This is a genomic window from Vibrio sp. 1401, from assembly GCF_033340295.1.
On sequence record NZ_JAWOWF010000001.1, the window covers coordinates 19,281 to 32,003 of the forward strand.

General features: G+C 44.5%; 14 protein-coding genes. 12 read left to right on the forward strand and 2 right to left on the reverse strand.

The annotated features are described in order from the left end of the window. The first annotated feature begins 91 nt into the window (after positions 1 to 91). The 9 genes from R7Z77_RS00085 (at position 92) to R7Z77_RS00125 (ending at position 9,385) form a co-directional block, all read left to right on the forward strand. A complete protein-coding gene (locus R7Z77_RS00085) occupies positions 92 to 757 on the forward strand; it encodes a response regulator transcription factor (RefSeq protein WP_005386018.1) in 666 nt (221 codons plus the stop codon). After that, the gene (locus tag R7Z77_RS00090) at positions 757 to 2,130 is read left to right on the forward strand and encodes a sensor histidine kinase (protein WP_017819704.1); all 1,374 of its coding nucleotides are present in this window, start codon (positions 757 to 759) and stop codon (positions 2,128 to 2,130) included. Before R7Z77_RS00085 ends, R7Z77_RS00090 begins: the two co-directional genes overlap by 1 nt. Positions 2,131 to 2,337: 207 nt before the next feature. Further along, positions 2,338 to 4,431, forward strand: a complete 2,094-nt coding sequence (locus tag R7Z77_RS00095; protein ID WP_136976328.1) for a TonB-dependent siderophore receptor — start codon at positions 2,338 to 2,340, stop codon at positions 4,429 to 4,431. Between the two features lie 74 nt (positions 4,432 to 4,505). Further along, on the forward strand, positions 4,506 to 5,273 hold the full coding sequence (locus tag R7Z77_RS00100) for a DUF3450 domain-containing protein (protein ID WP_054574483.1): 768 nt from the start codon (positions 4,506 to 4,508) through the stop codon (positions 5,271 to 5,273). Then, positions 5,274 to 6,641: a MotA/TolQ/ExbB proton channel family protein gene (locus R7Z77_RS00105; protein WP_170896872.1), complete on the forward strand. Its 1,368-nt coding sequence runs from the start codon at positions 5,274 to 5,276 to the stop codon at positions 6,639 to 6,641. Further along, entirely contained in the window at positions 6,641 to 7,195 is a 555-nt protein-coding gene (locus R7Z77_RS00110) for a MotA/TolQ/ExbB proton channel family protein (RefSeq protein ID WP_017635540.1), read from the forward strand. Before R7Z77_RS00105 ends, R7Z77_RS00110 begins: the two co-directional genes overlap by 1 nt. Further along, positions 7,192 to 7,596 (forward strand): ExbD/TolR family protein, encoded by a 405-nt coding sequence (locus R7Z77_RS00115; RefSeq protein ID WP_005374257.1) that lies wholly within the window; start codon positions 7,192 to 7,194, stop codon positions 7,594 to 7,596. Before R7Z77_RS00110 ends, R7Z77_RS00115 begins: the two co-directional genes overlap by 4 nt. Beyond that, a complete protein-coding gene (locus R7Z77_RS00120) occupies positions 7,596 to 8,216 on the forward strand; it encodes an energy transducer TonB (protein ID WP_005374256.1) in 621 nt (206 codons plus the stop codon). The genes R7Z77_RS00115 and R7Z77_RS00120 overlap by 1 nt, the downstream gene beginning before the upstream one ends. Further along, a complete protein-coding gene (locus tag R7Z77_RS00125) occupies positions 8,213 to 9,385 on the forward strand; it encodes a tetratricopeptide repeat protein (RefSeq protein WP_033906228.1) in 1,173 nt (390 codons plus the stop codon). The genes R7Z77_RS00120 and R7Z77_RS00125 overlap by 4 nt, the downstream gene beginning before the upstream one ends. A gap of 68 nt (positions 9,386 to 9,453) precedes the next feature. Here R7Z77_RS00125 and R7Z77_RS00130 read toward each other — a convergent pair whose 3' ends face one another. Together R7Z77_RS00130 and R7Z77_RS00135 are read right to left on the reverse strand one after the other, a co-directional pair. Next, positions 9,454 to 9,942 carry a hypothetical protein gene (locus R7Z77_RS00130; RefSeq protein ID WP_064354474.1) on the reverse strand — a complete coding sequence of 163 codons (489 nt, stop codon included), beginning with the start codon at positions 9,940 to 9,942 and terminating at the stop codon, positions 9,454 to 9,456. After that, entirely contained in the window at positions 9,939 to 10,391 is a 453-nt protein-coding gene (locus tag R7Z77_RS00135) for a hypothetical protein (protein ID WP_033906230.1), read from the reverse strand. Before R7Z77_RS00135 ends, R7Z77_RS00130 begins: the two co-directional genes overlap by 4 nt. A gap of 281 nt (positions 10,392 to 10,672) precedes the next feature. On the opposite strand from R7Z77_RS00135, the gene R7Z77_RS00140 reads away from it, so the two are divergent. From R7Z77_RS00140 to R7Z77_RS00150, 3 genes are read left to right on the forward strand one after another with little or no spacing between them, the layout of a single operon-like run. After that, positions 10,673 to 11,302, forward strand: coding sequence for a PepSY-associated TM helix domain-containing protein (locus R7Z77_RS00140; protein ID WP_021035904.1), 630 nt, complete (start codon positions 10,673 to 10,675; stop codon positions 11,300 to 11,302). 21 nt (positions 11,303 to 11,323) lie between these two features. After that, the gene (locus R7Z77_RS00145; protein WP_033906231.1) at positions 11,324 to 11,863 is read left to right on the forward strand and encodes a DUF2271 domain-containing protein; all 540 of its coding nucleotides are present in this window, start codon (positions 11,324 to 11,326) and stop codon (positions 11,861 to 11,863) included. Positions 11,864 to 11,878: 15 nt separating this feature from the next. Beyond that, positions 11,879 to 12,709 (forward strand): DUF4198 domain-containing protein, encoded by an 831-nt coding sequence (locus tag R7Z77_RS00150; protein ID WP_005374252.1) that lies wholly within the window; start codon positions 11,879 to 11,881, stop codon positions 12,707 to 12,709. The last annotated feature ends 14 nt before the right edge of the window (positions 12,710 to 12,723 follow it).

Consider the following 12,723-nt stretch of genomic DNA (forward strand, 5'->3'; position numbering starts at 1 on the left):
CCTGTGGACTTAAAGCCTTAGAGTGTGTAGTTGTTTAATTGGTAAATGAGTAATAAAATGCGAACCATTTTTATTTGAATGGTGAGTGGTAATGTCACGAGTTTTGATAGTCGATGATGACGTTCCTTTGTGTGAGCTGTTAGAAGCGGTTTTGCAAGAGGAGGGCTACATCGTATCTTCTGTGCATTGCGGTGAAAGTGCGCTGCAATATATGGAAAAAACGCCTGTAGATCTTGTATTGCTTGATGTCATGTTACCAAACCTTAACGGCATGCAAGTTGCTCGTAGGATCTGTCAGCGCTTCGCGACACCTATTCTAATGCTTACCGCTCTCAACGATGAAAACTCGATGCTTGATGGTTACCAAGCGGGGGCCGATCAGTATATCGGAAAGCCCTTTAATGTCGCTGAGCTTCTAATGCGCATCAAAGCGATTCTTCGTCGTGTTGGCTTGGAACGTCAACGTCAGACGATGTGTAGTACCGTTCAAACGATCAGCGACCAGCTTAATAGCTTACCCCTCACAAGTACGGAAGCTGAACTATTGAGCTACTTGGTAAAAAACCAAGGAGTCGTGATTTCAAAAGCAGAGCTTCAAACTGAAGTGTTAAAGAAAGAGCTGAGTCCTTTTGATCGCAACCTTGATATGCACATCAGTAACATACGTCGCAAGTTAGTTGAAGCGGGGCTTTCCAAGCAACATATCAAAACCTTCCGTGGCAAAGGTTACAGTTATTTAGAGGCTGTAAACCGTTAATGAAGCTCCGATGTCCACCTTTTATTGCAAAACGTAAAGATAGCTTAGCGTTCAAGTTATTTAGTTGCATGACCGCAATTGTCATTAGTATTTTGGTCGTGCAATCCTTAGCGGAACAAGCTCTGGTGAAAGCCATGTTGAAAGTGCCCGATAGTGTGCGAGAAGAAATGCTAGACCTTGCACATCAAGCCAATGTATTGATTGAGCACGGAGACATGGACGAACTTGCTGACTGGGCAAATGCGCAAAACTTTTATTTATTTGTGTTGAATGAACATCAGCAACCAGTTACGCACCGTCTGATGCATCCGCACTTCGAGTTCAAACTTCAATTTAAGAGAAGCATTGATGATCAACTTGAGGGGAAAGTGAATCGCCCCATCATCAATATTCCTTTAGTTCATGGCAATACTTTAGTGATTCAATTGCCACATCGACTGCACCCTGCAAATGACTTCATTCTGTATTTCTCTATTCTCAAAGTCGTGATTGCAGTGGTTATTTTGGCGCTCTTTTCGCTGCTAATGGCACGTAACTTACAGCAACCATTGGATCGATTGAGAGAAGCAAGCAAAAAGCTATCTAATGGCGATTTTAATGTCAGTGTCGTGAAAGAGCTGAAGTCGAGCACGCGTGAGTTTAACGAGTTAGCGCAAGATTTCGATCACATGACGCAACAGATTCATTCTCTCGCTGAAAAGCAGCGACTGCTTATAAGAGATGTCTCTCACGAATTGAGAACGCCGTTAGCGAGGCAGAACTTGGTTCTGCATCTTTTGCGAAAGCGTGTTGGAGAAAGTGAGCAAAGCCTAGTGGCAAGGCTAGAAGATGAAGCAAAAGAGCTAAACCATTTGATCAGCGATATATTGGAGTTCAGTCGCTTGGAAAATGCGCGCTTCGACAAAGCCACGAAACGCTGTGATTTAGAAGTTTTGCTCTCCCCGCAAGTAGAACGTTGCAAAATAGATTTGAAGTCAGAACAGACGTTGTCTTTCCGCTCAGAAGCTGTATGTGCTAAAGCCATTTGTGAAGAAACGCTGGTCATTCGTTGTTTGAACAATCTTATTGGTAATGCCATTAAATATTCAGGACCAGCATCTCAGATAGAAGTTTCTCTGGAAAATTATGTCAAAGAAGGGCAGCAGTTCACCACCATGTCAGTATCTGATGATGGGCCTGGTATTCCAGAGAACAAGCTGGTCGATATTTTTGATCCGTTTACACGCTTAGATGCTTCTAGAGATAAAAAGCTTGGTGGCTACGGTTTAGGTCTTGCGATTGTCAAAGAATCCATGCGTATTATGGGTGGAGCAGTCACGGCGAAAAACCGTGAGCAAGGCGGTTTGAGGGTTACTTTAGTGTTCAAGCAATAAGTATGATTAAGTCGTAATTTTTGTGATTAATGTCACATTATCATGGCGCATCATCAGAGAGTACTTTACAAAAGTTTGCAAATGCAAAGAATGTAAATTTAATGCAAATGGTAATACTTATCACTTATATTCACCCGCGAAATAATTAAGAGGGAATCGCATTCAACAAGTATGTGACCCGAAAAATAATAATCGGAGTGAAAGGATATGTTTACTAAGAGCCATTTGGCGTTAGTGATCGGTGCAGTGTTAGCAACACCTGCAGTGGCGGAAGTTCAAACAGACGAACATGTAGTTGTAGAAGGTCGAGAGTTCGGCTACAAGGCAGATACAAACAGTACAGCAATGCGCATGGAAATGACGCAGCTGGAAACGCCGGGACAAGTAGCGGTTATCGATGAAACGGTAATTGATGAGCAGCGTGCAAGTACACTTGGTGAAGTGCTACGTAACGATGCAAGTGTTAGCGCGGGTGGTACAAGCCGTAACCGCGAACGTTTCTCTCTACGTGGTTTTGAACTTAGCAGTTCAGACGGTTTTCTTCGTGATGGTCGTCAACACTGGTCACACTACCGTCAGCCAATTGAGCTTTTAGAGCGTGTTGAAGTGCTTAAAGGTCCATCAGGTCTGCTATACGGTAAATCTGAGCCGGGTGGTTTGGTAAACATGGTTTCGAAAAAACCAACAACTCAAACACAAGCAAGTTTGAGTCAAGATCTAGGTTCGAATGATCACTCACGCACTGTGCTTGATGTGAGTGGCGCGCTAAATGATGCAGAGACACTGCGAGCGCGCGCAATTTTTGCCAAAGAAAGCTACGGCTCTTGGCGCAGGTACGGTGATGGCACCGAGCCAGAAACGGATCGTACGGTTGCGGGCCTAGTGGTTGAGTACGATATCACAGACAACTTTATGGTATCGGCTCATTACGATCGCACGAAAGACGATGGTAGCGTGGACTCTGGCGCATACATTGTTGATGGCAAAGCGGTTCGCGGTGATAAGTACATTTGGGATGCACAGTGGTCTGAAATTGATAACGAAGTAGAAAACTACGGTGTCGATATTAATGCGCAAGTCACGGATAACGTGAACGTAAAAGCAGGTTACAACCGCCAAGACTTTAAGCGTTTTGATGTAGAGTCTTACCCTAAGTTTGATCAGTATGAAGAGTTAAATACGATTAAGCATCGAGGCAACGATCGCTCCGATAATTGGGTATTTGATACTGCATATATAGATGTGACGACGGACTTTACTTTGTTCGGTACGGAAAACACGTTGTTAGTGGGCGCTAACTACTTAGATTACAGTTATGATCGCTTTATGGCATTTCATAATGAGGCGAGTATTGCGCCAGGAGAAACGGTGCCTAAGCCTAGCTATCGTAGTTCGAAGAAATCACCAACTGCTGAGTACGATACTTGGGGTATCTACGCGCAAAATATGATGACGATTAATGATTACTGGCAAGTGCTTGCAGGTGTTCGTTATGACGAAAAGCGTGATGATGAACTGACCGAAAACCAGGTTTCTCCAAAATTTGGTGTCATTTTCCACCCATCGACGAATGGCTCGGTTTACGTTCAGTATTCTGAAAGCTTCATGCCTCAAGGTGAAGTCAGCAACGGTAGTCGTACCTACATCAATGAAGGTGAGAAACTCGACGCTGAGCGTGGTATCTCTTATGAAATCGGTACGAAGTGGGAACTGTTTGATCAGCGTTTATTTGTATCTGGTGCTGTGTTTGATATCACGTTAGAGAACATCTCGCTGGATGTTGAAAGCGGCAAAGACGCGGGCGGCAATCTCCTACACAAGAAAACGCAAGGTGGTGAGCAAGTTCACAAAGGCGCTGAGTTAATGGCTCAAGGTTTTGTGACCCCAGAGTTGTCGCTAACCGCTTCTGCAATGTATTTGGATGCAGAGCTTAAGAAGGCAGAAAGATATGAAGGTAACCGCCCTGTAGACGTGCCAGAGTTCTCGGCAAGTCTATGGTCTAGCTACAAGGTTCAAGACAACACTAACTTAAACCTTGGTTTGATTTATGAAGGTGATCGCTACGGTGATGCAAAGAACACCTTCAAGAAAGATGGCTACGCTCGCGTTGATATGGGCGTGTCATACAAACATAAGTACGATGAAAACTTGGATATCATTGCTCGATTCAATGTCGAGAATTTATTCGATACCGACTACTTCGCAGGTGGTGGTAGCACGAATGGCGAGCAAAAAGGTGCGAGTGGGGTTGTGGTTGGAGAAAGCCGCAACTACATGGCAACAATCCAGTTCAAGTACTGATAACAATTTGATTATTAAAGGGGAAGGGTAGTCTTCCCCTTTGGTCGTTTTTGGAACACAGAAATATAACTCGTATGAATCTAATGAAATCAAGTATCGCTCTGTTGATATCATCGGTTTTGATTCCCGCTCACGCGGCGAACTTAAACGATGCACAAGCTGTGCAGAGTAAAACAAACCAGTCGTCGGCGGTAAGCCAAAAACGTATTGATGCAAGCGCAGAAAAATCACTTACTCTAGAAGCTGAAATTGAGCAGCTGCAAGAGGAAGTCGGTAACTTGAAGATTTATCGCGATCATCTTGCAAGCCTTGTTGAGAGCCAAAATCAAGAAGTTGATAGCTTGAACGAGCAAATTGAGCAGATTGCTCAAACTCGTCAAGGTGTCGTGCCTTTGATGTATCACATGCTTGAAGGCTTAAAAGCGCTCGTTGCTAACGACAAACCTATACGCAAAGCGCAACGTGAGGAACGAATTGCAAAGCTGGATTCCATGATGACGCGTGCAGACGTTGCGGATGCAGAGAAGTTTCGTCGTATTTTAGAAGCGTACCAAATTGAAATGGATTACGGCACCAAGCTTGGCGTTTACCAAGGCAAGATTAACCTGGGTGACAATGAAGCTGTGGAGGCGGACATTCTCTATTTAGGGCGTTTGTCTTTGGTAGCACGTAGCTTATCTGGTGAGACATTCTGGAGCTGGTCACAGCAACAACAAGCATGGCAACAAGTGGGTTCTGAGCAAAAATCAGAGCTAGATAAAGCGTTCGCTATGGCGAATAAACAGATCGCGCCGAGTATGTTAACTCTGCCAGTGTCGTTAACCGCTGCGGAGGGCAAATAAATGATGAAAAAATGGTTATCGGTTGCACTAATCTCGACAGCCGCATTAATGCCTCATACAACTGTTGCTAGTGATGCGTTGTTACAAAAGGCGCAGCAAGAAAATCGTCAACAGCAATCGCACAATGTCGCGCGTGAATCAGGTTTTAAGCAAACAGAGCAAGAGCTACAGGCTATAAAGAATAAATTGGTGGCAGAGCGGGCTGCTCTTCAAGCAGAAGCGGACTCATTAAGTGTTACCTTCGGTGAAAATGAAGCAGAACTGGCACAGCTAGAAGAAAAGTTGCGTCTAGAAACCGGGAGCCTAGGTGAGTTATTTGGCGTCGTTCGCCAGAACGCAAAAGAGCTAGAGTCTGAGCTAAAAAGCTCAGTAACCGGTGTAGATGCAAACTCATATCAGAAAGATATCGATGCTATTGTTGCGGCTAAATCACTGCCAACGTTGACCCAACTTCAGGCGATGTGGCGCAGCATGGAAGAGCAAATCAAAGCAAGCGGTGAAATGGCAAACGTCTCTTTCACACTGCTAAATGGCGAAGGTCGTGAACAAACGGTTAATGGTGTTCGTCTTGGTTCTATGGCGCTGCTGGATGAGACTGGCTACGTTAAGTGGAATGGTCAACGCGGAGACGCGGTAAACTATCTTCGTCAGCCTGAGAACGGTCCAACAGCGAATACTATTTCCTCTGGTGACATTGATGCACTTGTCATTGATCCGTCACGTGGCATTCTTCTTGAACAGCTTGCAAACTCACCGACTTTGGCTGATCGCCTAAATGCGGGTGGCGTTGTCGGCAAAATCATCCTTGGCTTATTGGCTATCGGCCTATTGATTGCGCTCGTACGTGGTGCATCACTGATGATTTCGCGTCAGAAAATCATGAAGCAACTGAAAACCCCAGCGCAGCCAGGAAACAACCCTTTGGGTCGCGTGCTTGCGGTATACCAGAAAGACAAGCATCGCAGCGTAGAAGCGTTAGAACTACGTCTTTTGGAAGCCGTTGTTGATGAGCAAACCCACCTAGAAAAAGGGTTGTCGATGCTTAAGCTTCTTGCTGCTCTAGCTCCTATGCTTGGCCTACTAGGCACGGTAACGGGTATGATCGAAACCTTCCAAGTCATCACTCAATTTGGTAATGGTGATCCGAAAGTAATGGCGGGTGGCATTTCGATGGCACTTGTGACTACCGTACTTGGCCTTGTTTCAGCCATGCCTTTGCTATTAGCGCACAACGTATTGAGCTCTCAAGCAGAAAATATTCGCAGTATCTTAGAAAAACAAGGCATCGGTTTAGTTGCAGAACAAGCTGAGCGTGATATGCCGAGTAACAAAAGCCATTCTAACACCTTAGCGGAGAACGCAGCGTAATGGAGCAGATCCTACTCAGCACATTGGGTTTGATCAGTGAGGATTGGGCCACAACCTTGATGAGCTTTATGCAGCAAGGTGGTCAAATCCTATGGTGGTTGGCCGCCGTCGTGGCGGTGTGCTGGCTGTTGGTTATGGAGCGAGTTATTTATCTCACAACGGTTTTCCCTGGGGTAAAAAAACAGCTTTGTGAGCAGTGGCAAGCAAGATCAGAGCACCACTCTTGGTACGCGCATCAAATCCGTGAAGGATGGATTGCAAAAGCGCAAATCGAACTGCGCCAAAACCTATCGACTATTAAGCTACTTGTGGCGGTTTGCCCAATGCTAGGGTTGTTAGGGACGGTGACAGGCATGATTACGGTGTTTGACGTAATGGCATCGCAAGGCAGCAGCAATCCGAAATTGATGGCTTCTGGTATCTCACTTGCTACGCTGCCAACCATGGCAGGTATGGTAGCAGCGCTTGCGGGCATGTTTATTCATGCTCGCCTTAGCAAAGTGTGTGAACGAAAAGCTATCCAGTTAGAACAATCTTTAAGGAGTCAAAAGTGAGACTCGGACGCAGACCTAACCAACAAGATGAAGCTCAAGTCGATTTAACCTCGATGCTTGATATCGTCTTCATCATGTTGATCTTCTTCATTGTGACCAGTTCGTTTGTACGTGAATCCGGTGTAGAAGTGAATCGCCCTCAGGCTTCTAATGTAGTAAGCCAAAAAGACGCGGGTATTTTTATTGCAGTAACGGCAGCGAATGATGTGTACATCGACAAACGAGTGGTTGATATTGAGCGTGTTGAGGCCTCTATTGAGCACCTGTTACTTGATCAGCCTGATGCCTCGTTAGTTATCCAAGCTGACGAGCATGCTTACAATGGCACTGTCGTGAAAGTGATGGACGCTGCAAAGGCGGCGGGTGTGAAGAACATTGCATTGGCGGCGGAGAAACCTTAATGGGCAGGCTGTTACTTGCACTACCAGCATCACTGTTAATTTCTGTGAGCTTGTTTAGCTTTATGGCGTGGATGGTTGATAAAGGCAACCAGCGTGCACCAGAAGCTTCAGAAGCCGTTCGTTTTGATATGGTGATGGTAGAGAATGAAGCAGACGTGCAGCGTCGTCAACGTTCAGTACCGGAGCAACCAGAACCACCTCAAGCGCCGGAGCCAATGGATCTGTCTCAAGCTGACACTCAAATGGAACCAATGAGTCAGATGACGCCAGTCAGTGCTTTAGGTTTAAACACAGCCCTTGAAGGCATCGCGATTAGCGCCCCAAACTTGAAGGGAACAATGGGCAACCAGCAAGCACTGCCGTTGTATCGTGTTGATCCTCGCTATCCAAGTAAGGCGCTGAAACGTAGAGTGGAAGGTTATGTCATTATGCGTTTCACGATCGATGCAACTGGACGACCAAAAGATATTGAAGTGATCGAGGCTGAGCCCGAGCGCATGTTTGAAAGGGAAGCAATCCGTGCGCTTAAAAAATGGAAGTATCAGCCAAAAGTTGAGGATGGTGTGTCAATTGAGCAGTTCGGACAAACCGCTAAAGTGGAGTTCAAGTTAGCCAAATGATGAAAAAATTCTTAATCGGTACGGTATTAAGCCTGAGTGCACTCTCAACCATTGCCAGTGAGTTAAGCCAATACACCGCAGCGAGAGTTCAACGAGCACACAACTTGGCTCAAGAGGAGAAACTAAAAGAAGCGATTTCATCTCTTGAAGCTATGGAGCTTTCTCGTGGATATGACCAAGCTTATGTCGCTCGAATGTTGGGTATTTTTTACTGGCAGAACGAGCAAACTCAAGCGGCGATTAAGCAACTTGAGTTGGCAGTCAATAGTGGTTTGCTACAAGATGAGCAAGCATGGCAAACCCGAAAAATGTTGGCTGATATACTGCTGAACGAGCAACGTTTTTCTAAGGCTTTACCTCATTACTATGCCTTGAGCAAAAACATTCCTAAAGGTCAAAAAGCGCATGAACTATGGCTGCGTATTTCCCAATCTCATTATCAACTGAGTCAGTGGCAAAAAGTGCTTTCAGCAATGGCTCGTTATGAGAAGTTTGGTCAGCCAGACAAGCTTGGCGCGTTGTCGATAAAGCTTTCTGCTGAGCTAGAACTGAAAAAGTGGAAGCCGGCAATCTCGACCATCAAACGCTTAATCGTGATTGAACCTGAACGAATTGAATGGTGGCGTCAGCTTGTTGCTCTATACCTACGGGTTGATGACAACAAACGTGCCCTAGACTCTTTGGCGTTGGCAAAACTGAAAGGGTTACAACTTAGCCAAGATGACTTAAAGCTGCTGGCACAATTGTACGCGAAACGAGGTATTCCTGAGAGAGCTGCGTTGGTGATGAACGAGCTAGAGGATGTAAACTCGAATAGTAAGCTAAAAGCCCAGCAAGCAACGTATTGGCAAATGGCAAAAGAGTGGGAAGAGTCTATTGATAGCTGGCGTATTGCAGCTCAGCTAGATAGGCAGTATTACTGGAACTATTCTCAACTGTTGGTGCAAGAAGGCCATTATAAAGATGCCATTGCCGCGCTCGATAAGGTCAGAGGTCGTAAAGCGGATGTTGCACTTATCAAAACTCGCGCTTACTACAAACTTAAGCGGTTTGACGATGCGCTCGCTAATGCCAAAAGAGCGAATGAGATTAAGCCATCGAATCAGGCAAAAAGTTGGGTTAAGTATCTATCTCAGCTACGCAAAGTAGAATCGACGCAGGACTCATAGCGAACATTTTTATTAAATACCCGAGCTCAGTCTCGGGTATTTTTTTTGTCTAAAGTCATAAAGGCTATTTACTGCATGAGTTTTTCATAAAAGGCTAACGCATCAAATGGTCGGGAGAAAAAGGGGCTTTTCTCTATATATTCTTGATGTACTTTGCTCAGTGTTTCAAACTTTTCTATAGATGTAGGTTCGATATGAAAAGTAAGGCTTTCAGTCGATTCTACAAGCTTTAATGTTGAGGTTCTTGAAGCGTTATTTTTTGCTATTAATAAGTAATATGCTAGTTCTTGTTTCTCTTTTAAGACACAAGCTTCAAAAGCTTTTTCGCTTAAAAACGGCAGAACAGGAGTTAATGCTTCTATATGGTTCTTTGAATACTCTAGGGTTTTTTTGTCAGGCGTATTCTGTTTTGCCATAGACTCACACTGCTTTATCTTAGCACCATAATTATCAATAGATTGGCTTACATTTTTAAATAAACTGTCTTCAAATTTTGCATTTGCTAAAGCGACACTTGAGAAAAATGATAAGAGTATTATTACAGCGTTCTTGTTCATATTTTACATCCATCTGAGATCGCTTTCCAAAATCTATATTGCTTGCTATCGTGTACATGATCAAGTGCTTGGAAAGTGGCGATTTTTTCGATTTCTCTCAGCTTGATCTGATCTAAGGCACTATATGATTTGAAGTAATACTCCCAATTAGCTTGTGATATACTCCAAGCAGTTTGGCTTGCATCAGAAGAAATTCCTCTTCCTAATCCAATGCTAACATTTTTAGCGGTTTCCCATCCTGGTTTGGCGGGAATAGCAGTAATTGCTTTAGATAGGCCACTACTCGCTGTCCCCTTCAGGGAGTTTCCTCCAAAAATACTCCAAAGGTTACCCAAGCTAATAAATACTTTGGCCGATCTCTCTAATTCATGTAATTCATTTATTCTATCGATAGCTTTCAAACTCTTTTCATCAAATACAATACCGATGATCGCAGGACATTTATTCATGTTTTACACCGAAAGTAATTAGGTTAAAAAGAACATAGTAACCTACGTTTATATGAGATCTATGTCATTTTTGCGAATTGAGGAAGTGGTTTAACTTTTAGTTATTTTAATTGAGATGATTATTATCTAAAAGGTAGGCAACCTGTAACTCGCATTGGCCCAAATAGCTAAAACATGCGCAAGCCAAGCTGAATTGAAAAAGTAAACAATGTAAATTAAATGCCAATACGAATGATTATCACCTAAATTATGCCCCACATTTATTGGTGATGATTGTTTCTATGTTGCTTAAAAGCAAAGGTGTTCAAACTTGGGCTCGCCGCCTACATATCTATATTTCGATGGCTCTTCTCTTAGTTACGCTGTTTTTTGCAGTAACTGGTATTACCCTCAATCGCCCCGAATTGTTTGAACGCAGTGAACCTATCATTCAACAACATACTCTGACGGTTCCGCACTCAGTTCTATTCTCACATTCAGATACCTTTCAACCTAATCGTGAAGAACTGGTGGCTTTCTTGACTAAAGAAACCGAGCTTCGCGGCACTCCCTCCGCACTAGATGTGTATACCGAAGTTGAGCAAGGTGAGTTGTTACTCGGAGAGCTGTCTATGGATTTTAAAGGCCCAGGTTATAACGCTACGGTCTTTATTGATATGACTACTGGTGCGGCAGATGTTGAAACGACGCACTACGGTATTGTTGCGCTGCTGAACGATCTACATAAAGGGCGCAACAGTGGTGGGATTTGGAAGTGGTTTATCGACGTCACTGCGCTTTTGATGGTGTTTTTTGTTCTTACAGGCGTGTGCTTGTTACTGCCTAAGAAGAAGACGCTCAGAACGTCTATGCAATGGATGAGCTTTGGTACGTTACTGTCGCTCGTAATTTATTTTGTTGCTGTTCCATAACAGCTTTTTTAGAGAACACTTATGTTGAACACAGGAAGATTTTTCCGCCGTAATCACTTTTGTAAAGCCGCTTTGATCGCGGCTTTTGCTCCTTTCTCTCTTTCCGCGGCGCCTCTACCAGATAACGCGAAGGTCGACTTCGAACTCGAACTTCCAAAGATAGATACCTCAATGTATGCACGCCCTTATGTGGCGGTTTGGGTTGAAAACGATCAGCGTAAACCGGTTAAAACCATCCAGTTATGGGTAGGGAAAGACGAATGGTTAAAAGATCTACGCAGCTGGTGGAGAAAAGCGGGTCGTTATGATCGTGAACTTGTTGATGCGGTGACTTCTGCAACACGTCCTGCTGGTCAATACCGCTTTGTCTGGGATGGAACCAATGACGCAGGGGAGCGTTTGGAACAAGGAAATTACACGTTGTACGTCGAGGTCGTTCGTGAACACGGTGGGCGAAACTACTTACGTCAAAAAATAACGCTAGCGGACAGTGACGTGCGCTATGAGCTTAAACCAACACAAGAGACGGGTGTCATCACCGTCAATTATCAAGTTAAGTGATTAAAGGACACAACAATGAAAACCAAAATGAAAGCAGTGGCATTGGCGAGTGTAATGGCAATGGGATTGGCTGTAACCACCACCGCACAAGCACATCCACGTTGGGTTCTGCCCTCTCACTTTACGGTTTCTAAAGAAGGCGGTGACTGGCTGACATTTGATGTTACTGCCTCTCACGGAACGTTTGTTTTTGATAAGCCTGCGGGTAGTGATCAGGCATTTGTGGTGATGCCGGATGGCCGCTCTGAGCGTCCTAACTTTGTTGTTCGTGGCAAGCGTCGCTCTATGTTTGATTTCTTTTTTACAGAAGAAGGCACGCACAAAGTCGCGATTAATAATCAGCCGAGCTACTACACACAATACAAAGCGGGCCGTCGTGATACGGTGAAATGGGCGCGAGCAAACAAAGCTGAGCGTGGTGACGTGCTTCCTGAGCAAGCGCGTGATGTGGTTACTCAACTAAGTTACACCCGAGCAGAAAGCTACATTACGGTTGGTATGCCAACGGACAAAGCGTTGGAGATTGAAGGCAAAATGCTGGAGATGAAACCGATCACGCATCCATCGGACATCATTGAAGGTGAGCCTGTGACTTTCCAGTTTTTCTTTAACGGAGAGCCACAAGAGGGCGTTACTGCTGAGATTACACGTGAAGGTACCATGTACCGAAACCATCAAGAACAAATCGATGTGGTGAGCGATAAAGATGGCAAAGTGATCTTCACGCCAGAAGTCGCTGGGCGCTACTTAATGAAAGCGAACTACAAAGGTGAATTAAAAGATAATCCATTGGCGGATAAAGCGAGTGCCAATGTTCATCTTACGTTTGAAACTCAACTTAACTAATCGAATTAGGCTCA

What these genes read in the sequence shown, in the direction of transcription:
- R7Z77_RS00150 (WP_005374252.1), top strand. Translation starts at nt 11,879, where the DNA reads ATGAAAACCAAAATGAAAGCAGTGGCATTGGCGAGTGTAATGGCAATG.
- R7Z77_RS00090 (WP_017819704.1), top strand. Translation starts at nt 757, where the DNA reads ATGAAGCTCCGATGTCCACCTTTTATTGCAAAACGTAAAGATAGCTTA.
- R7Z77_RS00085 (WP_005386018.1), top strand. Translation starts at nt 92, where the DNA reads ATGTCACGAGTTTTGATAGTCGATGATGACGTTCCTTTGTGTGAGCTG.
- R7Z77_RS00125 (WP_033906228.1), top strand. Translation starts at nt 8,213, where the DNA reads ATGATGAAAAAATTCTTAATCGGTACGGTATTAAGCCTGAGTGCACTC.
- R7Z77_RS00100 (WP_054574483.1), top strand. Translation starts at nt 4,506, where the DNA reads ATGAATCTAATGAAATCAAGTATCGCTCTGTTGATATCATCGGTTTTG.
- R7Z77_RS00120 (WP_005374256.1), top strand. Translation starts at nt 7,596, where the DNA reads ATGGGCAGGCTGTTACTTGCACTACCAGCATCACTGTTAATTTCTGTG.
- R7Z77_RS00105 (WP_170896872.1), top strand. Translation starts at nt 5,274, where the DNA reads ATGATGAAAAAATGGTTATCGGTTGCACTAATCTCGACAGCCGCATTA.
- R7Z77_RS00110 (WP_017635540.1), top strand. Translation starts at nt 6,641, where the DNA reads ATGGAGCAGATCCTACTCAGCACATTGGGTTTGATCAGTGAGGATTGG.
- R7Z77_RS00130 (WP_064354474.1), bottom strand. Translation starts at nt 9,942, where the DNA reads ATGAACAAGAACGCTGTAATAATACTCTTATCATTTTTCTCAAGTGTC.
- R7Z77_RS00145 (WP_033906231.1), top strand. Translation starts at nt 11,324, where the DNA reads ATGTTGAACACAGGAAGATTTTTCCGCCGTAATCACTTTTGTAAAGCC.
- R7Z77_RS00095 (WP_136976328.1), top strand. Translation starts at nt 2,338, where the DNA reads ATGTTTACTAAGAGCCATTTGGCGTTAGTGATCGGTGCAGTGTTAGCA.
- R7Z77_RS00140 (WP_021035904.1), top strand. Translation starts at nt 10,673, where the DNA reads ATGTTGCTTAAAAGCAAAGGTGTTCAAACTTGGGCTCGCCGCCTACAT.
- R7Z77_RS00135 (WP_033906230.1), bottom strand. Translation starts at nt 10,391, where the DNA reads ATGAATAAATGTCCTGCGATCATCGGTATTGTATTTGATGAAAAGAGT.